Source organism: Winogradskyella sp. Asnod2-B02-A, assembly GCF_045063645.1.
Classification (GTDB): Bacteria; Bacteroidota; Bacteroidia; order Flavobacteriales; family Flavobacteriaceae; genus Winogradskyella.
Window position 1 is genome coordinate 1,875,867 of sequence record NZ_JBEFOG010000027.1, and the last position, 26,323, is coordinate 1,902,189.

Below are 26,323 nucleotides of genomic sequence, written 5' to 3' on the forward strand. Positions count from 1 at the left end.
CTTGGTTTTCATTTATAGATAAAAAAAAAAGGTAGCAATTTAAATTACTACCTTATTTTTTACAAAATAATTTAAGCAACGTTTATTACTTAAAATGACCATATTAAATTTTTATTCTTTTACAATTCTCAAGGTTTTAGATCCTAATTCTGTCTTGATATTTGCAATATAAATCCCTGTTGATAAATCACTAATGTCATAATTAGATTCTTCTTTAAATGTTTTTATCAAACGTCCAGTAATATTATATAATTTAACACTCTCAATACTTCTATTAGAATCTATTTGAAAACTGTTAGTTACAGGATTAGGGTAAGCAACAATAGATGCATTATTTAATTCAAAGTCATTTACAGGTAATGTGGTTGCAGATGGTCCTTGAAAAGCATCTAAATAATATACATTTCCTGTGGCGAGAAAATCAGCATCTGGTTGATCAAATAATAGGTTTACAGTACTATAAGATACACCATCTGTAAGTGTAACTCCTGTAAAATCAAAGGTATATTCTTCCCATTGATCATAAACAGTAACATCAATTGTTACGTTCTTTTGGCCTGCAGTTTCAATTCCATCTCGCAAAAACAATCTTAATCTTCTACCAGAACTGCCATCTACATTGGTTGATGGTGCATAGGCTCTTATTTTAAAAATAGCAGCTGATTGATTTGCTGAAGTAATTATAGCCGGTAATTGAAACTTTAATTGTGAGTGTACTTCTTCTCCTTTTGTAAACTTGGCAACTAATGGACTGCTGTTTCCAGTAGTTGTTGGTGTAGCCACTGCTGATGCTTGTTCTAAAAACTCACCGCCTAGCACCTCATTAAGTGTTACGCTAAATGTATCTGGGCTATAGTTATGATACCATTCATTTCCAGATTCTAAAACGGCTTCTGCATCCAAAGGTGGTTCAGGCACGTCTTTATCGGTAACGTTAAATTTATACAATCTTGCTGCAGTAACTGATGGTGCAGTTCCTAAATCTAAATCTGTAATTTCAAATGTAATAGGCGTTGGTGTAGTTGAAAATGTGACAGCTCCAGCATAAGTAGCAGATAATACTTGATATGTACCAGTACCACCATCAGTTTCACTATATGTGAATGTTTGTGGTGTTTCAGACCCAACCGTAATTTTTATAGCCAATGTATTTCCTTCTTTTTTTCTAAAATCAAATGAAATAGTACCGTCAATAGTACCTGATGAAGTTTGAGCAACAAGGTCAAACGTACCAGCAACATCGTTAGAACCAGCTTCATCAGCCACTATTTGAGTACGATTTGGTGTAGCAGGTGCTTCTGAAATAGTAGCAGCCGTTCCAGTAGAAACAGAAGTTACCAAAGGGGAAATCATAGTAAAATCTTGATCTGCTGCATCCACTGTTATAATAGCTTGTGCAAATGCCAACGTTGTGGCAAATAAAAAGGACATGATAAAAAGTAATTGTTTTTTCATAATATAAAGTTTTAATTAGTTAATCAAAGTTAGTTATACAAGGTGTTTTTTCTTTGCTTATTTCAACCAAAAACTTTTCTATCACAACTATTATACTTAAATAATGTAATGAAGGGCATTCTCAAAATGAGTCTTAAAAGCATAGACATTTCACAGATTAATTAGTGGTTTAAACTGAGATAACACTATTTTGTGATGTTGTGAGAAAACAAAAAAGTTCCTTAGTTAAATTTAACTAAGGAACTTTTTTTAATCAATTTATAACAACAACGTTTGTTGCATTAAATACTTGAATACCGAAATCTTATTCTTTTACAATTCTCATTGTTTTAGAACCTAATTCCGTCTTAATATTTGCAATATAAATACCTGTTGCTAAATCACTAATATCATAATTAGCTTCTTCGCTATATGTTTTTAATAATTGTCCAGTAATATTATAAAGTTCTACACGCTCAATACTGTTGTTAGCATCTATTTGAAAGCTGTTTTTTGTTGGGTTAGGATAAACTTTAACACTTGTCTTTTGTGTTTCAAAATCATCTACACCTAAAGTTTCATTAGAAAATCTAAGCCAATAGAATCTAATTCTAGCGCTATTAGAAAGGTCTTGTAAAATATTAATATCCAATGTTATCGTTTTAGGAACAGATGTAATAGTAACATTTTGGGAAAATGTTAACGTATCAAATGTCTCAAAGCCATTAAGGTTGCTTGCACTAGCGTCAGCAGCTAAAGTAATCGGTGCGTCAGTTGTGCCATCAACAGTCATAGTTACACTCCCAGAATTACCAAATAATTTTCTTACGTGAAAAACAATTGATGTTTCGAAATCTGCTCCAGAAGAAACTACATCAAAACTAATAGATCCATTAAGAGCTTCTGGTATAGTTGCATTAAGATGAGCACCATTTCCGTTTGGTGCAAAAGGTCCTCCAGTTTGAGTATAATCTGTACTTGCTATACTGATCTGCTGTGTTTCAGAGTCCAATGGATCAAGTACTGTTGCTTGCCCAAATGTAACACCTGTAGCAAAAAGTAAAATTGCAGTAAAAAGTAATTGTTTTTTCATAATATATATGGTTTTAAAATTAGTTACTCAAAGTTAGTTGAGTTATTTTATTTTTCTTTGCTAAATTAACCCAAAGATATGCTCATTTCTTGTGTAAAAAAATAAAAGTGCTAAAAAACAATGGTTTATGTTTTTCTTTTGAAGCTATAGACAACGGTCATAAACTTAATAGAAAAATTAATTATTTGCTACTTAGAGCATAGTTAGAATACTTCTTTTTCTTCTTTTTAAGAGATTTAATCGTAGGTATTTCAGGATAACTTACTAAGAAATTATTCGCATCAATTAAGTTAATAATATAATGGGTAGTGCCTTTAGGTAAATTGGCTGTTATAGTACCATCAGTATTTATTTTGGCATCGGTTTTAAACCATTCTTCGTATTGGTGCCCTCCGTTAGTTGTATAAATCAAATCGGCCTTTATCACCTCAGCTCCATTTTCTTTATATTTAAAAGTAACTTGGTTATTCTCTTTTGATTGAGATAATACAGTGGGAACCGTTTCTTTATGCTCCATATCACTTTTGTAATAGGGATTGTAAGACGGATAACTCGCTTTCATTTCTGTTAAAATAGAAGTCAATTGCGCGTTCATTTCTTTTGTTTTTTCAGGATAAGACGACGCTAAATTATTTGCCTCCTCAATATCCACACGTTCTGCGACTCCATTATTGGTGGTATATAATTTATATAATTCATATTCTGGTGTTCTAGGGTTATTTTTATAGTCATAATTTCTAATGAATTTATAATCCCCTACACGTAACGTACTTTGGTATGAAGAATGTGGAAAATGCCACATCATCGTCGTTCTTTCATTACCGTTTTTATCAAGTACCAATTTAGAATCGGTAGGGTCTTTTAACAGCAACGTCGATAAATCTGCACCATCCAAATGTTTGTCTTTTGGTTTCTCAATTCCTAATAAGGATAAGATTGTTGGGTAAAAATCGAGTCCGTTTACAACAACATCAGATTCTACTCCTCTTTTAATTCCAGGTCCTGATATTAATAAAGGTACTCTTGTTCCACCTTCTTTAGCATTTATTTTTCCTTTGTCTAATGGATAATTGTCAGTAAAAACTTCTCCTGGATGACCTTCCATTCCTCCGTTATCTGAAGTAAAAATAATATAGGTATTTTCACTTAGTTTATGACCTGGCCAACGTGGATCATCGGTAGTTTCTAAATAATCAAAAACCTGTCCTACATAGTAATCTAACATTTCTACCATGGCTGCATAATATGGATTATTCTGTCCTTTTACGTCCCAATGATCAGGGGCCGTTGGAAAAGGTACACCTAACTTTTTACAATATTTTTCTAAGAGCGCTTTACTCCTTGTGTGTATTGGTGCATGTACAAGAAACGTAGCATAGTACAAGAAAAAAGGATCTTGTTTGTTTTCTTTTAAGAAGTTTAAGGCATCTTGACTGTTTTGATGGTATGGAAAACCGTTTTCATCCAAGCGGTAAGGATCAGACGCTTTAGTTGTTGCAAAATCGGTTAAACGATGTGGTTTTTGTGGACTCGTTGCTCCACGATTTGCAGTAGACACATCAAAACCTTGATCTGTAGGTTGCGGGAAAGCAAAGTGGTTAATAGCCATATGCCATTTTCCAGCATGCCCTGTGGTATAACCTTTTTGCTGCAATACTCTTGCTAGAGTCATTTCGTTTTCTGGCATTCGTCCACTATACCAAGGATCGATAATGCGTTGTGTATTTTTGTTTGCATAAACTGTAGGAGGTGCACCACCAACAACATGTGTTTTTTGGGCTCTTGCTGGATGGTTTCCACTCATTATAGCACATCTACTCGGTGCACAAGTTGGAGCAGGTGAGTAGGCTTGCCAAAATTGAATACCTTTTTTTGCGAAGGCATCAATGTTTGGTGTTTCGTAAGGAGAAGGTTCATCAATATCGTAAACCTTTACATCTTGCCATCCTAAATCATCAGTAAGTAAAAGAAGAACATTAGGTTCTGGTCTATCAGTATTTTGAGTTTTTTGGTTCGATACTTTTGGGTTTTGTGTATTACAGCTAAAGCATAACATAGCTGCGATAATACATATCGTAAATTCTTTATACCTCATTTCAATTTTATTAAATTATTTTTTTAATCTCGAAAGCATAATTACTATGCACATTAAAATGTTTAGTAAGCTTCTGCTAAGTAACAAAACGATATACCTATACTGTATCTGATATTGCTTTAAATTTTGCTTTAATCAATCAATTCAACTACGCGCTTATGATTATGCGTGTCTACTACTAATGTTGTAATTATAGAAATAAAGTTAAGTAATTATTTCTTTTGAATCTTATTATTAGCGATTTAACTGTGAAATCTTTAGATGGATTACAGTAAGAAATGGGTGGATTAGAGAAAACGTAATAATAGTATACGGATTATCTTTATAAAAATTTAAAAGTATGATTAACAAAATTAATTTTATAGTTCTATTTTCATTTTTCTGCTTAAGTTCCATTGCTGCGCAACAGACTTGGTATGAGAATTCAAGTAGCACTAATAACATTAATTTTAACAGCGCAACAGCAGGTACTTTTACCACAGATGAATCAAATCCAGAAACTAACGGTATAAATTCAAACATTACAGTTTCACAATTTGTAAGAAATGGGGACACTAATCCAACCATTCTATTTGATTTAACAAATCCAATAACAGATTTATCCTCATATTCTATTTCATTAAAAGCATATACATCGATACCAACGACCAACTTTAATTCAACAAACAATAGAATTCGATTGTATTTAAGAAGCTCAGATATTGGCGATTCTGGTGATATTTTTGAGCAATTAATATTTTCTCAAGGAGAAACTTGGGAATCTTTTTCTTTCGATTTTAACGGGTTAACAATTCCTTCTGATGTGCTTTTAGCAGGAGGTTACGACCAAATACTGATTGAGTTGGCTTCTGAAGATGAAACAGGACTAACATCAACCTATTATATCGATACTATTTCTGGATATTCAGAACAAACCATACCGCGAGCTACATTTTTATCAGGTTCTTGGGGAGTGAGATTCAATGTCAACGGTGGGATTAGATTAGACGATACGGAAGACTATGAATGGGCAGCTGGTGCACAACAAATTGTAGATAATTTGCCTGCAGTTGACCACGTTATTACAAATTTTACACATCCAGCACATGGTTATTTTTATACCTTAAGAGATAATACTCAGGTAGATGTAGCCAATGAAATTCATCCAGCAATGGTACCATCTATAGAAAATGAACAAATAATACTTAATGTCATTAGTACTTTAAAAAGTTCAGGGAAAAAAGTAATTCTTTATGTTAACGGAGCTGGTCCATCAAGCATTCAAGGCAATGTTGATGCTACCGAAGCAGAAATTTCATTGGCATGGGAAAATTATTGTGATCTAAACTTTGCGGGAGATCAAGGTTTAGCGTGGCAAAATTTAGCTAGAGGTTATTTTGAACGATTTAATAGCTTAGTTGATGGCTATTGGATTGATAACCTATCTAATTTACCAGGTGATTTAGATGCTTTTATCGCTATGATTAGAGAAGTACATCCAGATGCGGCTATTGCGACCAATTTAACCAAGTCGTATATAAAAGATGAGAATGGTAACAATATATATGTAGATTCTGATGCTACGGTCGATGACAATCCTACAGATTATAAAGTTTTCTTTTTAGAAGCTAATGATCCTCATATGGATTTTACAGCTGGTCATCCTACACCTTTGGGACAAGGAGCACCACCTAATTCATGGGCATATGAAGAGTTTTCCTTTCCATTAATTACTGAAAACCCTTGGTCTTCTTACGACGGAAGTAAGTTAGCATTAAAACATTATTTTGCACCTATTAGAGAACGCTGGAGTGTTGCTAGTGCAGATTTAGTTTTTGAAGTTGAGCAAGCCTATCGTTTTGTGAGAACTTTTACAGATGCAGGTGCAACAATCACATGGAGCACAACAATTACCGATGGTTTTATTACTGCAGATGAAATGGCTATAATGCAAGAGGTAAACGACAGAATGATGCAAATGCCTAAACCAGACTACATACCTTATATAAGACCAGTAGGAGCTTACTTAGTTGGAGAAACATTAAGCATTGATTCTGATAGTTTTTTTAATAAACTTGTTTTATTTCCAAATCCTGTAAAGCAAAATTTTAGCTTATCAAAAGAAATTTCTTCTGCAATTATTTACAATGCTAATGGACAGGAAATACTAAAATTTAAAAGCAATCAAAATTCTTTTGATGTTTCAAAACTAGTTGAAGGCGTTTATTTTGTAAAAGCGTATACAGCAACAAATGAAATTCAGGTTTTTAAATTTATAAAACAATAACAACCACATTCATAAATATATAACTAAACAACAAACATTAAATCACTCTACTGATATGAAAAATAAATTATTCACTGAAAGAAAAACATATTATAAATATATCGCTTTTTACGTGTTGTTACTTATGGCTTCTTTTTCCTACGCACAAGTTGGTGTTGGAAATACAAATCCACAAGCCACTTTAGATATTACAGCATCTAATCAAGCAGCACCTTCAAATGTAGATGGCATCTTAATTCCTCGAATTGATACCTTCCCTGCAACAAATCCTACTGCTGCGCAAGATGCAATGCTTGTTTACCTAACCACTACGGTTGGTTTAAATTCTAAAGGTTTTTATTACTGGGATCAAGCAACAACAAGTTGGATTCGTTTTTCGAGTATTGAAAAACTAAACGATCTTTCTGATGCAAAATCGGATGTAGATGGTCTTAATGACGGTTCTTCTATTTTTATTGGGATAAATGCAGGATTAAATGATGATGCTGATAACAATCAAAATGTTGGTGTAGGTTTTAACGCATTAATGACAAATGTAGATGGTGATGCAAATTCTGCGTTTGGATTTCAAGCCTTGAGTTTAAATACAGATATAAATAACTCTGCTTTTGGCTTTAGAGCCTTAGCAAAAAATTCTTCAGGACGAAGAAATTCTGCTTTTGGAAGAGGTGCTCTAGAAGAAAATACAACTGCAAATTTTAATACGGCAGTGGGAACACAAGCATTAGCTACCAATACAACTGGAGCTAGCAATGTAGCGATAGGTGAAAAGGCTTTAATCGGTAATTTAACTGGAGATGGTAATACAGCAGTTGGCGCTGAAGCTTTAACTAATAATATAGCAACAGTAGCAGAAGGAAGTAGTACTGCAGTTGGTTATCATGCTTTACACACAAATACAAGTGGTGCACGTAATACGGCTGTAGGGTACGAAGCACTTAATACTGCTGGTACTGCTAATAACAATTCTGCATTTGGTCATAATGCACTTAGTACTAACACATCTGGTAATAATACCGCTATGGGTTCATTTGCAGGAGATTTGTCTTCAGGAGCCTCTAATGTAATTATTGGACAAAGAGCTGGTAGCGAATTAGCCGGAGCAGAGAATGTACTTATTGGTCAGCATGCTGGTCGAATATTAATTGGAAACAACAATGTGTTTATCGGAAGAAATTCAGGTCGTACTACAACAGGAAATTCTAACGTTTTTATTGGTGATTTTGCAGGTTACGATACAGCTTTTGCTTCGGTTAGTAATACATTAGTAATTCAAAATGAAGATAGTGCTATTCCATTGATTTATGGAGACTTTACCAATGATAGAGTGGGTATTGCCAAAATAGCAACAACACATGCTCTTGAAGTTGAAGGTACAACTGAGGCTACTCAATATAAACTATCTGCATTAAATACAGCACCTGCTAGTGCTACTGATACTGGAGTTGAAGGTGAAATAAGAGTGACTGCGACACATATTTACGTATGTACAGCTACTGATACTTGGGTAAGAACTGCTTTAGCAACTTGGTAGATATAGGTTTACGTAGCTTTCTAAGTTATAAAACAGATTGTAATGATATGCCTAAAATCAATTCCCTTAAAGAGATTTTAGAATGCCGTTAGGAGAGTTTATTCATTAACTGCTATTACAGCATAATGTGATTTTAATAGAATTTGAAATGCTTACACCAAAAATAAGGTGTAACTCATTACTTTTAATTAGTAAGTTGTTACCATTAATTGTTACCTGAAAAGTAAATGTATTAAGTTAAACATCAGAAAGAAGTGAGCAATAATTAAAATATTATATATCTAAGAATTAAATTATTATTTATAAAAATATTCTAGATGTCATTAGTGTTTATATAATTCTGTAACGTTGCTATTCTAAAGCTTCATAAATATTATTAGTGTAGCTATTAGCGGTTTTTGGTCTAAAACCACAGTATAACTTTATCTGTTAAAAAAAGTCCTTTAAAAGTATTCAGACGATGAATACTTTTAAAGGACTTTACATTTATGCCGTTACTTAGGCATTTATTCTTTTAGAAGAATTTAATTTTTCTTCTTCTTCTTGTTGTTACCTTTTCCTTTACCCTTATTCTTTTTAGAGGCATTCATTATTTCTTTAGCGCGATTTTTTCCAAAAGCTATGGTAAGCAATTTAGAAAATTCCTTGTTGTTTTCTTTTCTATGCTCTTTTATCTCTGCAGAACCCTTTTCGTACTTTTCGTTAATTTCAAAAAAAGCTATCGCATGTCCTTTTCTCAATGTAACTATAGTTTTCTTTTCTTCGTCTGTTATCTTTAGATTATCTTCTACAGCCTCTACGAACGCATTAACTCTTTTGTCTATTTTTTTATCTTTAGTATTTTGAGCAAATAATGAACTACACATTGCAATACTAAATACGAGTAATAAAATTGTCTTTTTCATAATTTTAAAATTGTTTAGATTATTAGAACAACAAACATAATCTATATCTCCATTAATTGCGTTCTATTATTCATCATTTAGTTGCTGTAAACTATCATTTTCATCTTTTTGAATATTCTGAAGGCGATATACCATGCAATTTTTTAAATGAGGTAGAAAAGTAAGAATTAGATTCTATACCTATTTGATACATCACTTCTGCAACATTATAGCCACTATTACTATCTAATAACTCTGCCGCTCTCTGCAATCTAAAATTACGTAAATAGGCATTTGGGACTTGCCCAGTAAGTTGCTTTAATTTTCTATAGAAATGAGATGAACTTAAGCCTGCTTCTATAGAGAGTTCTTCTACTCCAAAATTTGAATTAGATAAATTTTTCTCTATAATCTCAGCGATATTCTCTAAAAATTCGAGGTCCCTTTTAGAAAAACCTAATTCCTTTTTGTCTTTTGGAGGTAAACTATTTTTTGAAAAATAATCTTTTATCTTAACATTATTTTCAATTAGTTTTTTTAGTCTTAGTTCTAAGTGTTTTAAAGAAAATGGTTTGCTAATATATTCATCGGCTCCAAATTCTAAACCTTTAATTAAATCCACATTATCTCCTAAAGCAGTTAATAGTAAAACTGGAAGTTGGCAAGTTTCTGGATTGGCTTTTATTCGTTTACATAATTCAAAGCCATCCATTTCTGGCATCATTACATCACTTATAATGGTGCTAAACTCCGTTTTTTTAATTTCTTCAAGTGCTTCAACTCCATTGTTTGCTATTGTGATATTATATTTGTCTGATAATGCACTATTTAGAAAATCTTGGATATCTATTTCATTTTCAACAACTAAAACATTGTGCTGTTTCTTGCTTTTTTTGTTGTTCTCAGCACCTTCAATAGTATTGCCTTGTAAGGGTACCCAATTTTTAATGAATGATTTTTTTACTCCATGGTGTTCAATGTTAGCTTCCTCAATTTTAGAAGATGGAATAACAATTGTAAAACGGGTTTCTTTATTTGGTTTACTTTTTACAGAAATACGACCATCAAATAAATCTATTAAAGATTTACAAAAGGATAACCCAATACCTCCACCACTAACATTACCATCTTGATTTCCTAATTGATAGAATCGTTCAAAAATGTTATTTAAATTTTCTTTTGGTATGCCTTTACCAGTATCAATAACATCTATTTTTATCTTTTTAACATCGTCTTCAAATATTATTGAAGCGTCAATACTTATGGTTCCTTGAACAGGTGTGTTTTTAAAAGAGTTTGAAAGTAAATTAAAAAGTATTCTTTCCAATTTTTCTACATCAATAACAATTTCTTCATTTGGAGTGCTAATTTTATAATAAAAATTAATGTTTTTTTCTAATGCATAATTTTCAAAAGCTTCTGTTGTTGGATATAAGAAATCGCCTAAAGTAGACTTTGTAAAGTTTAAATTGAGATACCCTTGCTCTGCTTGTCTAAACGTTATTAATTGATCTATTAAACTTAAGAGACGATGCGTGTTTCTTTTAATGATCGCTAAAAACTTTTCACTTTCTGGATTATTGTTATTTTCTATAACTCTATCTAAAGGTCCAGAAATTAATGTGAGAGGTGTTCTAAACTCATGAGATAAGTTGGTAAAATATTTAAATTTACCTTGGTTAATAACTTCCATTTTGTCTTTGTCTAATTGCTCATAGATCAATCTTTGTTTTAATTTTTCATGCTGAACAAAATAGAAAACAATTCCAACACCAATACCTATAAGTAAAAGAGCCATTAGCATATAGCTCCACCAAGTTTGGTACCAAAGCGGCAGAACAACCAACGTTAATGTTTTGGTTGAAGCACTCCAAATACCATCTCCATTTGCGGATTTTACTTTTAATGTGTAAGTACCTGCTGATAAATTGGTGTAAGTTATTGTAGATTTTCCTTCATCTGTTTCTACCCAATCTTTATTAAAACCTTCTAATTTATACGCTATTTTGTTTTTTGCAGGTGTAGAGGTATGCTCAGTAACTAAATTAAAAGAAATAATACGCTGACTTTTAGAGACGGTAACAGTATCTGTTTCGGAAATCGCTTTTTTAAGAATTGTAATATCATTTAATTTTTCACCAATTTTTATAGGTTTATTATTAATTAATAGCGACGTAATTAAAACTCTTGGAGGTTGTTTGTTTAAAGATATTTTCTGTGGGTCGAAAATCGTTAAGCCGTTTAGTCCACCAAAATACATATAGCCAGATGTGCCTAAAGTATATGCGGATTGTCTAAAATTATTTTGAATTAAACCATCACTAACATCAAAGACATTTACTTTCTTTGATTCTGTATTAAACCGAACCAATCCCATATCTGTACTGATCCATAAATTATCGCTATTTTTTTGTGGTAAAATCCCGTAGATAACATCATCTGGTAGGATATTATTTTTTCGGAAGTATTCAATGTTTAATGGATTACTCTCGCTATCTAACGTTAATTTATTTAAACCACCACCAAAAGTACCTATCCAAATATTTTTTTTACTGTCTTCAAGAAGTGAAAAAACACTTTTGTAACTTATTTTAAGACTGCCTGTTTTATTTTCTTGGTATTGTCTTATAATCTTAATTTTTCCATCTTTATATGTACATTGCAGTAAACCTTCATCTGTACCAAACCATAATTGATTATTACTATCTTGTAAGAAAGATTGCACTCTGCTTGCTTCTATTCTTAAGCCAGAAGATATGTTAATTTTTGGTTGTTTTGATTTGTCAATTTCTTCCCATGGATTTTGTATCACTAAAATTTTATTTCCAGATAAGACAATATCGGTGTCATTTATTTGCGAAATTTTTCGTGTTAAGAATAATGACGCTTTGCCACCTTTTGATAAAAATTTAATTTCTTTAAAATCTTTTTTCTGCGGATTGTAAACAAATACTTTTTTGTCTGTACCTAGCCAAATGTAATCTCTTTGGTCTTGATAAATACATCTAATGACGTCATTATCTTCAATAGATAATTTACTTTGTAAATCTTCAAACTTAATTTTATCTAGATTGTTTTCACTAATGGTATTTATACTTCTAAATAATTTTTTATTATACCCAGAAATCCAAATCTTACCATTGGTATCTTCTAAAATGGAGGTTATTAAATTATCGCCAATAGAAAACTGATCGTAAGGGTTGTTGGTATAAGAATAAAATGGTTTTTGAAAAAGATCCAATTTATTAAGTCCACCTTGTGCAGTGCCTATCCAAAAGACATTGAAACTATCTTGATACACCGCATTGATTTGATGACTACTGATGCCGTTTTTATTCTTTGAATCGTAATTAAAATGTTTGAAAGAATTTAGAATAGGATTGAATTTGTAAAGGCCATCATCGGTTGTACCTATCCATATAACATTATCATTGTCTTTAAAAAGGCTATGGACATAGAAGGTAGAATCTTGATTTGGTACTTGTATTTTCTTGACTAAATAATCAGAGTTTGAATCTAAATTTGAACTGTACAAACCTTTTGTTGTGCCAACCCAAAAGATATTATCCTCTTTTATGATTTCAGTAATTTCTTTATCCTTAAAAAAATCAAAATCATCTAAATCTGAAATTGGTGATGTTAATATTTGACTTTCTGGTTGATACTTAACTTTTTTTAACCCATCAGTTGTTCCTAAGATTATGGAAGAATTAAGTCCAAATGCAAATGTGTTAATTTCTAAAGATGTTTCTTTTAAATCTAGAATGTTCTCTGTTACTTCGAAAAAACCACTACTTATATCTTTTAATTTACAGCGTATTAATGCTTTGGAAGACGTGATCCAAATATAACCGTCATTTTTTGCGTCAATCTTATTGACATTTATATTATATTTAAGTGGAACCGTAAAAAAGCGTTCTAACCAAGGGACATATATATTAACGCCAACATTAGTGCCTATCCAAAGAATACCATCTTTATCGTTATATAAATAGGTAACATTATTACTTGAAATGGCTTGTTCATTTTTAGATTGTGTACTAAATGTTTTAAATTCATAACCATCATAACGAATTAACCCATTTGGAGTGGCATACCATAAAAATCCATATTTATCTTGCTCTATGGCATTAACAGTATTTTGATTGAAACCTTCTTTATTAGAAATTCGTTCAAAATTTTGAGAATAAGCTTGTAGAGAAAATAGTGTAATTACAACACTAATAAAGCATATAATTCTACGCATTTTATATTTTTAATTTGGCTCAAGAATATACATATTTTAATTTATTCTCTAATAAATTAAAGTAATTTTTTTATCAAGGAACAACTTTCATAATAACAGGAAGGTCGCTCAGTAATATGAGTAGTAATAATATCTAATATAAATAGCTTACCATCAGTGGTTATTCTGTCTGCTTAATCAATTAGAAATGATTATTAAAGTAATTATATTTCTAGTGGTATTAAACGTTCTATTTAAATGTGTATTGGTTTTAAGGAATAAATGCTCTTAAACAGTTTTTGATGACTGATAGCATTTAGATTAATTCCTAATTTATATAATATTTCATCATCAATGCAGCACCTAAAGAGCTTTCATTTTTACAATCAGAAATATTTATTTCAATATCATTTTTAAATAGCTTTAAAAAGTTAATAAAGGTGAATTTTTTATTAAATCCACCAGAAATATAAATGTCTTTGATCTCTAATTTTTCATCAGAAATTGAATTGCTTATTCATTACCCTTATAAAATGGGCTTTTTATTCTTAATGAATTTATAGATCGTAATCTATAAAGCTAATCGGTATATCTCTATAGTATCTTCTATAGTGACTTCTCTTGGATTTCCGCCAGTACAAACATCTTGAATTGCATTATGAGCCATTTCTTCAAAATCTTCTTCTTTAACTCCTAATTCTCTTAATCCTGAAGGTATTCCAACTGCTAAAGATAATTTTTTAATGGCTTTAATCGCTGCATTGGCACCTTCTTCATCACTCATTTCTGAAACGCCAATTCCCATTGCTCTGGCTACCTTTTTTAGTTTATGAGCACAAGATGGAATATTGAATTTTTCAACATGTGGCAATAATACGGCATTTGCAACACCATGAGGTAAATCATACATGCCTCCTAACTGATGCGCCATTGAATGAACAAAACCTAAGCCAGCATTTGAAAATGCCTGACCAGCAATGAATTGTCCCCAAGCCATTTTGCTTCTGGCTTCTAAATCTGAACCATTTTTTACAGCTTGTTCTAAACTAGACGAAATCAATTTTATTGCTTCTAAGGCCAAAGCATCAGACCAACGAAATGCGCCTTTGGTCACATAGGTTTCAATTGCATGGGTTAAGGCATCCATGCCTGTTGCTGCAGTTAAATTGGCTGGTTTGCCTAACATTAACTCAGGGTCATTTACAGCAATTGATACTAAACAATTTTTATCAACCATCACCATTTTGATATGACGGGCAACATCGGTGATAACATAATTTATAGTTACCTCACTTGCTGTACCAGCCGTAGTATTAATTGCAATTATTGGTAATGATTTTACTTTTGATTTATGAATACCGTCATAATCCTCTATATGACCTCCATTAGTGGCTAAAATACCAATGGCTTTACCACAATCTTGAGGAGAGCCACCTCCAAGTGTTATAATAAAATCACACGAATTTTCTTTTAATAATTTTAACCCGTTAGTTACATTTTTAACTGTGGGATTAGGTTGTACATCATCAAAAACAACAGATTCTATACCTGATGTCTTTAATACATCTAATACTTTTTCTGCAACACCAATCTTAACTAAAATTTTGTCTGTAACAAAAAGTGCTTTTTTATATGGGAGTCCTTTTAATTCTTCACCAAGATCATTTAATGCTCCTGGTCCAATTAAACTTAATGGTGGCAAATAAATCCTTCTACTTTGTAACATCTTTTAATATTTTATTTATTGATATAATCTTTCATTAACATTGCAGCACCCAAGGCGCTGGCATTTTCACCTTTCGGAAATTTAATGTTTTGTTCAGGCATCATTTGATTTAAGTACTCAACAAAAATTTCATTTCTGTTAAAACCACCAGAGATGTAAATATCTTTAAGGTTGTTTTCTGAATCTAAAATTCGGTTGATACCGTTATGTACACGTTGTGAAATTTCAAAAATAAGTTGGTAGTATGCGCTTTCGTAATTCTCAAAATTTTTAAGTTGTGTTAAATCGCCTTTAAAATTCTCTGCAATTTCCTTAGGGAAAAACAGTTGTTTGCCTTTAGATAAAATGTCTACACACAGATTCTTATTTAGCTTAAATTCTAAATAGTGATTTTTATCAACACCAAAATGTTCGCTTAAAGCAATTGCATTAACCTCATGTACTCGCCCTAGAAATTGCATAGATGATTTTATTTGCTTTTTATCTGGCGTCATAAAACAAAGGCAATCGTTTTTTAATTGATCGATTGTTAATGTTTCTTTGCTAAAAGGATTCATGCAAATAATCCAAGTACCAGTTGACAATAGTATAAATTCGTTATCAGAATTTTCATTAGCTTCTAATAAAGGAATGATAGAAGAAGAACTATCGTGCAAACCTTTGCCAATAGCTATTTCTTGTCCGTTTACAGTTGCAATAGTTGCATGTTTTCCTGGTTTTGGTTCTGGTAATTTTATACTTTCTGTTGCCAACCAATCATGATACTGCATGGTATCGAAATCCCAAATAGCGGTATGTGCTCCAACTGAAGTAAAATCGGCTGTGATTTTATTTGAAAACAAATAACTAAGATATTGTGGATAGTGTAATATGGTTTTTACTTTATTCCAATAGTGAGGTTTGCTTTGTTTTAACCAATACATTTGTAAACCAGCGTTTAACATGCCGTACGCAGGCGAGGCTGTTTTTCTAGAAAATTCTTCAACACCACCATTTGCGTCATAAAATGGTGTAAAATCAATATCTAAAGGTTTTAAATAATTGTAAAGTGGTGTTATTCGGTTACCATCCTTATCTAAGTAAACTAACGTAGCACCATGTGTAGAAAAGTTGATGGCTTTTATTGTAAACTTATTTTGTTCTTGAATGACTTTAATTTCATTTTGTATCCAAGTTTCTATAGATTCTATATTGTCACAAGGATAATTGTCATCATCTACAATTTCATCAAAGCGAGTAGAATTTGTATAGACAACATTAAAATTCTCATCAAATAAAAGTATTTTTTTATTGGTTTTACCAATATCTATTACAGCAATTACATTCTCCATCACAGTTCAAAATTAAAAAAAGGGTGTTGGTTTTTGAAGCCAATCACCCTTTTGAGTTATTCTAATTAATCTTTAAATCCGTATAACGGACCATAATTTTTACAAGCTCTATAATCAGCTCCTTCTAAGCCTTCTCCAAAAGCAGACCATGCACTTGGTCTAAATACGTCATCTTCACTAACATTATGCATGTTAACAGGAATACGTAACATTGCTGCTAAAGAAATTAAATCAGCACCAATATGTCCATGAGAAATTGCTCCATGGTTGGCTCCCCATTTAGCCATTACAGTATACACATCTTTAAAGAAACCTGTACCTGTTGTTCTTGGTACAAACCATGTTGTTGGCCACGTTGGGTTTGTTCTTTCATCTAAAACTTCATGAACATCTTCTGGTAACTCAACACTCCATCCTTCTACAATCTGTAAAACGGGTCCAATGCCTTTAACCAAGTTTATTCTACACATTGTCATTGGCAACTCACCTCTAGTTTTAAATTGTGATGAAAAACCACCACCTCTAAAATATTCTGCAATTGCAGCAGGCCATTTTGTATTTTCTAAACATCTTTGAACATCTTCTTCAGAAATATCCCAGAATGGTTTCATTGTAGGGTTTCCGTCTGCATCTTCTTGTTGTGCAGTTGCATCTAACGTTGTAGAACCAGAATTGATTAAGTGGATAATTCCATCTTTAGCAATACCTGTTAATTTTTTACCTGTAACTCTTTCTACAGACTCAGGACTCCAGTACGTACGTACATCAGAGAATAACTGAGCTTTGTTTGTTAATAAGTGACCGAACAACATAGAAATTGCGTTTAAACAATCGTTTTCTGTTGCAAAAGTATATGCTTGTCTAATTCCATTCCAATCAAAAGAGGAGTTTAAAATAGACTCTGTATAATCTGCATTTGGTTGGTAGTCGGTCCACTGACGTTGCCCTTGAAAACCTCCCATAATGGCATTTCTACCTTTAGATTCTTCACCGAATCCCATGTCTTTCAACTTGGGGTTTCCGTTCATTAAATCTTTACAGATTAAAGTCATTTTTACAACCTTTTCCCATTCTGCATCTTTAACTTCTGCAGATTTCTGTGCTTCAGGACTATTGTAATCTTTACCTTCTATACAGTTTTCTTTGGTCCAAGCTAATGCTTTTTCAAATTCGTCATGGTCATAAATACCTTCATCTATACGTCTTAAAAGCTCTACAGATTCTACAAACTCAGCTCTTACGCCTAAATAATCTTGTAAGAAGTTAACATCTACCATAGAACCAGCAATACCCATAGAACTGTATCCTATAGATAAATAAGATTTACCTTTCATTTGGGCAACGGCTAAACCTCCTTTTACAAAACGTAATATTTTTTCTGAAACATCTTGAGGAATGGTTTGGTCACCACCATCTTGCACTTCTTTACCATAAATTCCAAAAGCTGGTAATCCTTTTTGAGAATAGCCTGCTAAAGCTGCTGCTAAATAAACAGCTCCTGGTCGTTCAGTTCCATTAAATCCCCAAACGGCTTTAGGTGTTGAAGGATCGGTATCCATAACTTCTGTTCCGTAACACCAACATGGTGTCACTGTTAATGATACTTCAACGCCTTCTCTTTTAAATTTATCTGCACAAGCTGCTGCATCTGCAACACCTCCAATAGTTGTGTCTGCAATTACAACTTCTACTTTTTCTCCACTTGGAAAACGTAACGTGTCTTTTATTAATTTAGCTGCCGCTTTAGCCATGTCCATGGTTTGAACTTCTAAAGACTCTCTTACACCTAATTCACGTCCATCAATCACCGGACGAATTCCTACTTTGGGTAGTCTACCTATTAATCTACTCATGATTATGTTTTTTTTATTATGTGAATTGTTCTAATTCTGTTAATTGATCGTTTGAAAGTCCTGCTGGCTGAAAACCTGCTGCCCAACACATCATTAACATTTTAGCTCCTTTATTTGCAACATCTAAAAAGTCCCATGCTTTCATTACATCTGGTGCTGTTGCTGTTGCTCCATGCTTTTCCCATAAGGACACGTTTCTTGTTTTAAACGCTTCCATAGTGACTTCTGCTAAAGCTGCTGTACTAGATAAAGCATAAGGAGTACAGTGAATTCCTTTAGGAACAAATACTTTTACCTCAGGACACATCATCCAGATTTGTCTGTTTAATTCTTCTTCGTTATCAAATAATTCGTGATGACTCATACAGATTAATTCTAATGGATGTGTATGTACAACCGCTAAATTTTCTGGATGATAAATAGAGTTAAATAAATGGATACTTGCATGAGAAATTAACTCACAAGTTGGTCCAAAGTTTTCACGCTTACCTCCCCAAATAATTGAATAGGCTGTGGCGTCTTCATTGATATAAAGAATACAAGATGCTTCTTCAAGCTTATCTACTAAATCTCTCAAATAACAACCTGTACCTGTAATATAAATTACAAATCCTGCAGCTCCTTTTGGGAATTCAAATGGAATTTCAGTTCCAATGCCTTTTACTTCTTCTTTTGTAAAGTAAGATGTTAAGTTCATTGAAATATTTCCTGCATTTCGCTCTGCCCATTCACGTTGCCATAAATAACCTGCGACTTCAGATACTTTTTTTAATTCTGCTTCTACCTGTACTGGGAGTTTTATTGTTTTCATATCGTTTTAAATAAAATTATTGTAACAAAAATAGAGATAGAATACACGTTATTAAATATTCAAAATCTGTATTTTTGTATCTAATTCAAACATTAGTGCTCCATGAAGTTTGTAAAAGAAATTGAATTAGGCGATCCTTCTGCGAATCATCAAAATTTTATTGATCTGAAATTAAAGATGTTATGTTGTAGATATTGGTTATTGGATTTATGGGACTGTCATGAAATGGTATTTCCGTTTTGGAGACTATATTGGAATAAAAACACAGGTGGTCAATTAATTCATCAGGATACTGTTTTTGAAATGGATCCAAATTACATCTACATTATTCCTCCGTTTACTTCGTTTTCATCACTATACAGCAAAAACCATATCTATACTGAAGGTATTCATGTGTCAGGGAAACAGTTAAACGTGAATCACAATGAAGCGGAATTAGAAAATATGTTCTTAATCCATTTCTTTGCTCACTTTAATCTTGGAGTTCCTTTTGATAGTGTTTATCCTGGTATATTAAAAATAGAATTAACGGACTATTTAAAGGATAGACTAAGCTATCTAACCAATCGCTTAAAAATTGAAAACAAAAATTTCAAACTCACCTTTAATTTAAAGTTGCAAGCTTTCATTAAGGAAGCACTTACTAATATTGGTCCCGAATTATGGAAAACTATTAATATAGACGAACGTGTTTTAAAAGTGATCCGTTACATTGAAGTTAATATTGATAAAAAACTAAGTAACACTAAAATGTCATCCCTTGTTAATATGGCGCCAAATTCCTTTTCGCGATTATTTAAAGATGAAATGAATGTAACTTTACATCAGTTTGTTCAAAATAGAAAAATTGCAAAATCATGTGAGCTATTTGAGCACACCAATAAATCCATTGAATATGTTGCTTTCAATTTAGGTTTTTCAGATCGCTACCATTTTTCACGTGTATTTAAATCTGTTACTGGCTTAACTCCAGCATCATACAAATCTGGAAAATACACTTAAAACCACTTTGTAAAATATTTAGATCCTTAGTCTATAGATGCGTGTTTTTAACACTATGAAGATTTTGAGCAAGCAATTGACGGATTTGAGAAACGTACTCTATCCTTTTCTTTCATTCTTTGTAAAGGCCAATACCATCAGGTTGTAGGTCAGCAAATTTCTATTACAATAAAAGGGCTTTTTCAGTATTAAATACTGTTGAAAATTCAAACTCAGAAATCCTTCTATGTTTAAATTATACATATTATTGATTAATATGGATAAATGCTAAAACCACATTGAGATATAAGTTTGTTGACTACATTGGTAAAGAATAATTCAGTTTTTTGTTTATTTATAATAAAAACCTCGAATTTATTAAACATATCACAACATAAACTAAACGTAAACACTCATGAAAGAATTTAATCAATTTATAAACGGAAAGTTTGTAAAATCTACTTCTTCAGAAGTAACAAAAGTACTTAACCCTTGTACAGAAGAAGTATTGTCAGAGATACCACATGGTTCTGTTGAAGATGCAAATATAGCATTAGCGGCTGCAAAAGAATCGCAACACGCTTGGAAATCTCTAACTGCGATTGAACGTGCTGGCTATTTAAATAAAATGGCTGCTGTAATTCGTGAAAATCGTGTGTTTTTAGCCGAAACCTTAGCGTCAGAACAAGCTAAAGTTATAGGGTTAGCGCAGGTAGAAATTGATGTTACTGCTGATTATTTTGATTATAACGCAGGTTGGGCAAGACGAATTGAAGGTGAAATTATTCAGAGTGATAGAGCTAAAGAACATATCTTTTTACATAAAGCACCTATCGGAGTTTCTGTAGGGATATTACCATGGAACTTTCCATTTTTTGTAATGGCGAGAAAAGTAGCACCATCTTTAGTTACAGGTAACACATGTGTTATTAAACCAAGTTGTGTAGCACCAAATACAGTGATGGAATTTGTAAAGCTTATTGAAAATATAGGTTTACCTGCTGGTGTATTAAACTTTGTTTGTGGTTCTGGACCAATAGTTGGTAATGCCTTAACTAAGAGTCCTATTACAGGTATCGTAAGTTTAACAGGAAGTGTATATGCTGGTCAGAAAATTATGGAAGCTGCTGCACCAAATATTACTAAGGTGTCTTTAGAATTGGGAGGAAAAGCGCCCGCTATTGTTTGTGCAGATGCTAATTTAGATTTAGCGGTTAATGCTATTGTTAACTCTAAAGTAATCTTTAGCGGTCAAGTTTGTAACTGTGCAGAACGTGTTTATGTAGAAGATTCTATATATGATGAGTTTATGGATAGAGTAACAAAGAAATTCAACGAAGTAAAAGTTGAAGATGCATTCTCTACCAACAATCCAGACATGAGTAGTATGGTATCTCAAGCACAAATAGATAAAGTTGAAGAAATGGTAAACTTCGCTAAAAAAGAAGGTGCTGAGGTTGTGCTAGGTGGAAGCAGATCCAGCCAATTTGACAAAGGTTATTTTTATCAACCAACATTATTAACAAACGTTAAGCAGAGTATGCAAATAATTCAAGAAGAAGTATTTGGTCCTGTTTTACCAGTAATGACATTTAGTACACTTGACGAAGCAATTGCTTTATCAAATGATAGTGACTTCGGATTAACATCATCTATTTTCTCTGAAAACTTTAATAAAGTGATGCATGCTAGTCAAGAATTAGAATTTGGCGAAACCTATATAAATAGAGAGCATTTTGAAGCCATTCAAGGTTTCCACGCAGGATGGAAAAAATCTGGAGTTGGTGGAGCTGATGGAAAACATGGTATGGAAGAATACCTTCAAACAAAAGTGATCTATGCACAATACAGATAGTAATTAATATCAAATTACCAAAGCACTATTCATTTTTAGATATTAATTTGAATGGTGCTTTTTTTTCATTGAAACTAAAAAAAAATAAGACGAAATGACAAATTCAACAAAAATACCAGTAGTATCTAAAGAGGTCATCGTGCCATTTGTACTCATCACATCTTTGTTTGCACTTTGGGGTTTTGCTAACGATATTACAAATCCTATGGTAGCAGCATTTGGAACCGTAATGGAAATATCAACTGCAAAAGCCGCTTTGGTACAATTAGCTTTTTATGGTGGTTATGCTACTATGGCTATTCCTGCAGCACTTTTTGTTAGAAAATACAGTTATAAAAAAGGGATTCTTTTAGGTTTAACGCTTTATGCTATTGGAGCTTTGTTATTTTTTCCAGCAGCAAAATTTGAAGTTTTCGGATTCTTTTTAGGATCATTATATATCCTAACCTTCGGATTGGCTTTTTTAGAAACTACAGCAAATCCTTTTATATTATCAATGGGAGATGAACGTACTGCAACCCAACGTTTAAACTTAGCACAAGCTTTTAATCCTATAGGTTCATTGTTTGGAATGTTTGTGGCATCTAAATTTATACTTACCGCTTTAGATTCTGACAAACGTAATGAAGCTGGTGAACTTATTTTCAATACGTTAAACGAAGCTCAAAAAGCGGTTATTAGAACACACGATTTAGGAATCATTAGAAATCCGTATGTTATTCTTGGTTTTGTTGTTATAGTCATGTTGGTGGTCATTTCTGTCACTAAAATGCCAAAAAGAAAGGTTAGCGATAATCCAACGAGTGCAGCATCTTCATTTAAAAGATTGTTCAAAAACGGAAAATATAAAGAAGGTGTTTTAGCACAATTATTTTATGTGGCAGCGCAAATTATGTGTTGGACATTTATTATTCAATACGCAGGCAACTTAGGCATACCTAAAGCAGAAGCACAAAACTATAACATTATTGCAATGACAATATTTTTATGCAGCCGATTTATTAGTACCTTTTTAATGAAGTACGTTAACTCTAGAAAACTACTAATGATTTTTGCACTATGTGCTATGGTAACCATGTCTGGTGTTATTTTAATTGAAGGTATATTAGGCCTTTATTTCTTGGTAGCGACTTCTGCATTTATGTCTTTAATGTTCCCTACCATTTACGGTATTGCTTTAGACGGCTTAAGAGCAGACGATACTGCTATTGGAGCGGCTGGTTTAGTAATGGCAATTGTTGGTGGTGCTTTAATGCCAATATTACAAGGACTAATGATAGATACAGAAAAAATAGGACCATTTTCTGGAGTTAATTTCTCTTTCATTCTTCCTTTTATTTGTTTCTGTGTTATTGCACTTTATGGCTATAGAACTTTAAAAGTATATAAAGACCAGTAATTAAAAATGATGTTAATGGAAAAAATATATGAATTATAAAAGTACATTATGAAAGTAGGATTATTTATTCCTTGTTATATCAATCAATTATATCCACAGGTTGGAATAGCAACATTAGAACTGTTAGAGAAACTAAACGTAAACGTTGAGTATCCTTCTGGACAGACGTGTTGTGGACAACCCATGGCTAATTCAGGTTATGAATATGAATCTGTAGGAGCTTGTAATAATTTTGTGGACAATTTTAAGGATTTTGATTATGTCGTTACACCTTCAGGAAGCTGTGCTTATCATGTTAAGAAACATTATGATATTATACCGCAAACAGAAGATGTTATTAACGTTCGCAATAACGTTTACGAACTATGCGACTTTATTGTTAATATTCTTAAAATCAAAAATGTAAATGCAAAATTTCCATATAAAATAGGAGTGCATAAAAGCTGTCATGGTCTACGTGGATTGCGATTAGGATCTTGTTCAGAACTTGTTGGTCCTTCTTTTTCATCAATAGAAGATCTTTTAAACGAAGTTGAAGGAGCTCAATTGATATCATTAGCAAGAAAGGATGAGTGCTGTGGTTTCGGAGGTACTTTTGCCGTTACAGAAGAAGCTATTTCCGTAAAGATGGGCAAAGATAAAATCAAGGATCATTTAGATAGTGGTGCAGAAGTAATCACTGCAACAGATACATCTTGCTTGATGCATTTGGAAGGTTTGATTAATAGAAACAAACAACCATTAAAAGTATTACACATCGCCGAAATTTTGAATAGTAGTATTTAAATTTAAAGTAAAATGAATCATTCAAAAGCAGCATCTATATTTAATAAAGACGAGAAAAAAGTCGATTGGCATGATAAAGCCTTATGGTTTGTAAGACATAAACGTGATAAGGCAGTACACACTGTTGAAGGCTGGGAATCGTTGCGGAATTACGGTCATGGCATTAAAGCACATGCTCTTTCAAATTTAGACAATTATTTAATTCAATTTGAAGAAAACGCTTTAAAAAATGGTGTGCAAGTTCATTGGGCAGCCAATGGAGACGAACATAACAAAATTGTACATGGAATTCTCAAAGAGCACAATGCAAAAAAAGTTGTAAAAAGCAAATCAATGCTTACTGAAGAATGTCATCTAAACCCATTTTTAGAAGCTGATGGTATTGAGGTTATAGATACAGATTTAGGAGAGCGTATAGTGCAGTTGGCTAAAGAGCCACCAAGCCATATTGTATTGCCAGCTATCCATAAAACAAAAGAAGATGTTGATGAACTTTTTCAAGAACATTTAGGTACAAAACCTTCTGGTGGTGATCCTCAGTATTTAACAGGAGAAGCAAGAAAGCATCTTAGAAAAAAGTTTATAAGTGCAGATGCTGCCATTACAGGTGTTAATTTTGCTATCGCAGAGACAGGTGGTTTTGTAGTGTGTACCAATGAAGGGAATGCCGATATGGGAGCGCATTTAGCTCCTGTTCATATTGCGTGTATGGGAATTGAAAAACTGATTCCAAAACAAGAACATTTAGGAGTCTTTTTAAGACTGTTAGCAAGAAGTGCTACTGGGCAACCTATTACTACATATTCATCTCATTTTAAAAAGCCAGTTAATGGTAATAAAATGCACATTGTAATTGTAGATAATGGAAGAACAGAACAATTAAGTAGGCCAGATTTTAGAGCGTCATTACATTGTATTCGTTGTGGAGCTTGTATGAATACTTGTCCTATTTATAGACGAAGTGGAGGACATAGCTACGATGCCACTATTCCAGGTCCTATAGGTTCTATTTTATCGCCTGGTAAAGATTTAACAAAACATAGTAGTTTGCCATTTGCTTCTACCTTGTGTGGCTCATGTTCGGATGTGTGTCCTGTAAAAATTGATATCCACAGTCAGTTGTACAAATGGAGGCAGATTATAACTAAGGAAACTCCTCAGCCATTTGTTAAGAAAACATCTATGAAAATGATGGGTAAAGTATTTGCAAAACCTATGCAGTTTGAACGTATTGGAAAGGTGGCACGATGGTCTTTAAGAAATTTACCAAAAGGAGTGATCAACTCAAAACCAAATGTTTGGGGAAAAGAAAGAGATTTACCGTCAGGACCAACTGAAAGTTTTGATGATTGGTATAAAAAAAGAAAAGATAATGAGCAGTAGAGAACATATTTTATCAAGAGCAAAAGCAAATAAGCCTGACTTATTAGAATTACCAAACCTAGACTTAAACGTGTTTGTTGATGGAAGAGATTTAATTAAAGAATTCAAAACTAAAATTGAAGTGGTTGGTGGCAATGTTGTTGATGTTGTAGCAAAGGAAAGCGTTATTTCACAAGTGTCATCTCTATTTCCGGATTCGCAAATTAATTTTTCGACACTTGAAGGAACGCAAGATTTTAATACAATTTCATTAGAAGCTTTAAACAAACCTCATGAACTTGAAGATTTAGATATACTGATACTAGAAAGTGATATAGGTGTCGCTGAAAATGGAGCGCTTTGGTTGTCAGATAATCAAATTCCAATACGCGTGTTGCCATTTATTACAAAGCACTTAGTTTTGGTATTGAAAAAAGAAAATATAGTTCCTTTTTTACATCAAGCCTATCAAAAACTAGCTTCTAGAGAAGCCGATTTTGGGGTTTTTATTTCTGGACCATCAAAAACTGCAGATATAGAACAATCGTTAGTTATTGGTGCACAGGGAGCCTTGAGTTTGACTGTTTTTATTTATTAGATAAAATAGTTGTAGAAGGTATAATGGAGTTAAAATGATGTAGCATTTAGTTGTGAAATTAGTGTTTGGACATATTTTAAACTTAATTAA

At 32.6% G+C, this 26,323-nt stretch carries 17 protein-coding genes; 8 read left to right on the forward strand and 9 right to left on the reverse strand.

The window, feature by feature from the left end:
• Positions 1–111 precede the first annotated feature (111 nt).
• The 3 genes from ACJJVO_RS16050 to ACJJVO_RS16060 form a co-directional block, all read right to left on the reverse strand.
• Entirely contained in the window at positions 112–1,455 is a 1,344-nt protein-coding gene (locus ACJJVO_RS16050; protein ID WP_405575939.1) for a T9SS type A sorting domain-containing protein, read from the reverse strand.
• 304 nt (positions 1,456–1,759) lie between these two features.
• Positions 1,760–2,527 carry a T9SS type A sorting domain-containing protein gene (locus ACJJVO_RS16055; RefSeq protein WP_405575941.1) on the reverse strand — a complete coding sequence of 256 codons (768 nt, stop codon included), beginning with the start codon at positions 2,525–2,527 and terminating at the stop codon, positions 1,760–1,762.
• A gap of 181 nt (positions 2,528–2,708) precedes the next feature.
• Positions 2,709–4,622, reverse strand: coding sequence for a sulfatase (locus ACJJVO_RS16060; RefSeq protein ID WP_405575942.1), 1,914 nt, complete (start codon positions 4,620–4,622; stop codon positions 2,709–2,711).
• Between the two features lie 340 nt (positions 4,623–4,962).
• Here ACJJVO_RS16060 and ACJJVO_RS16065 point away from each other — a divergent pair, with 340 nt between their 5' ends.
• Positions 4,963–6,888 carry a T9SS type A sorting domain-containing protein gene (locus ACJJVO_RS16065; RefSeq protein ID WP_405575943.1) on the forward strand — a complete coding sequence of 642 codons (1,926 nt, stop codon included), beginning with the start codon at positions 4,963–4,965 and terminating at the stop codon, positions 6,886–6,888.
• A gap of 55 nt (positions 6,889–6,943) precedes the next feature.
• The gene (locus tag ACJJVO_RS16070; RefSeq protein ID WP_405575945.1) at positions 6,944–8,422 is read left to right on the forward strand and encodes a hypothetical protein; all 1,479 of its coding nucleotides are present in this window, start codon (positions 6,944–6,946) and stop codon (positions 8,420–8,422) included.
• A gap of 524 nt (positions 8,423–8,946) precedes the next feature.
• Here ACJJVO_RS16070 and ACJJVO_RS16075 read toward each other — a convergent pair.
• From ACJJVO_RS16075 to rhaD, 6 genes are all read right to left on the reverse strand, one after another.
• Complete coding sequence (locus ACJJVO_RS16075; protein ID WP_405575947.1) at positions 8,947–9,327, reverse strand: hypothetical protein; 381 nt, start codon at positions 9,325–9,327, stop codon at positions 8,947–8,949.
• Positions 9,328–9,427: 100 nt separating this feature from the next.
• Positions 9,428–13,552, reverse strand: a complete 4,125-nt coding sequence (locus ACJJVO_RS16080) for a two-component regulator propeller domain-containing protein (RefSeq protein WP_405575949.1) — start codon at positions 13,550–13,552, stop codon at positions 9,428–9,430.
• A gap of 550 nt (positions 13,553–14,102) precedes the next feature.
• Positions 14,103–15,257, reverse strand: a complete 1,155-nt coding sequence (locus tag ACJJVO_RS16085) for an iron-containing alcohol dehydrogenase (protein ID WP_405575951.1) — start codon at positions 15,255–15,257, stop codon at positions 14,103–14,105.
• 11 nt (positions 15,258–15,268) lie between these two features.
• Positions 15,269–16,588 (reverse strand): FGGY family carbohydrate kinase, encoded by a 1,320-nt coding sequence (locus ACJJVO_RS16090; protein WP_405575952.1) that lies wholly within the window; start codon positions 16,586–16,588, stop codon positions 15,269–15,271.
• A 65-nt stretch (positions 16,589–16,653) separates the two neighbouring features.
• Positions 16,654–18,441 (reverse strand): L-fucose isomerase, encoded by a 1,788-nt coding sequence (locus tag ACJJVO_RS16095; protein ID WP_405575954.1) that lies wholly within the window; start codon positions 18,439–18,441, stop codon positions 16,654–16,656.
• 16 nt (positions 18,442–18,457) lie between these two features.
• Positions 18,458–19,252 carry a rhamnulose-1-phosphate aldolase gene (gene rhaD / locus ACJJVO_RS16100; RefSeq protein ID WP_405575955.1) on the reverse strand — a complete coding sequence of 265 codons (795 nt, stop codon included), beginning with the start codon at positions 19,250–19,252 and terminating at the stop codon, positions 18,458–18,460.
• A 102-nt stretch (positions 19,253–19,354) separates the two neighbouring features.
• Here rhaD and ACJJVO_RS16105 point away from each other — a divergent pair, with 102 nt between their 5' ends.
• From ACJJVO_RS16105 to ACJJVO_RS16130, 6 genes are all read left to right on the forward strand, one after another.
• A complete protein-coding gene (locus tag ACJJVO_RS16105) occupies positions 19,355–20,254 on the forward strand; it encodes a helix-turn-helix domain-containing protein (protein WP_405575957.1) in 900 nt (299 codons plus the stop codon).
• A 394-nt stretch (positions 20,255–20,648) separates the two neighbouring features.
• On the forward strand, positions 20,649–22,088 hold the full coding sequence (gene aldA, locus ACJJVO_RS16110; RefSeq protein WP_405575959.1) for an aldehyde dehydrogenase: 1,440 nt from the start codon (positions 20,649–20,651) through the stop codon (positions 22,086–22,088).
• 94 nt (positions 22,089–22,182) lie between these two features.
• The gene (fucP, locus tag ACJJVO_RS16115; protein ID WP_405575961.1) at positions 22,183–23,487 is read left to right on the forward strand and encodes an L-fucose:H+ symporter permease; all 1,305 of its coding nucleotides are present in this window, start codon (positions 22,183–22,185) and stop codon (positions 23,485–23,487) included.
• Between the two features lie 48 nt (positions 23,488–23,535).
• On the forward strand, positions 23,536–24,273 hold the full coding sequence (locus tag ACJJVO_RS16120) for a (Fe-S)-binding protein (protein ID WP_405575963.1): 738 nt from the start codon (positions 23,536–23,538) through the stop codon (positions 24,271–24,273).
• A 12-nt stretch (positions 24,274–24,285) separates the two neighbouring features.
• Positions 24,286–25,656 (forward strand): lactate utilization protein B, encoded by a 1,371-nt coding sequence (locus ACJJVO_RS16125; protein ID WP_405575964.1) that lies wholly within the window; start codon positions 24,286–24,288, stop codon positions 25,654–25,656.
• Positions 25,646–26,233 carry a lactate utilization protein C gene (locus ACJJVO_RS16130; RefSeq protein WP_405575965.1) on the forward strand — a complete coding sequence of 196 codons (588 nt, stop codon included), beginning with the start codon at positions 25,646–25,648 and terminating at the stop codon, positions 26,231–26,233. Before ACJJVO_RS16125 ends, ACJJVO_RS16130 begins: the two co-directional genes overlap by 11 nt.
• The last annotated feature ends 90 nt before the right edge of the window (positions 26,234–26,323 follow it).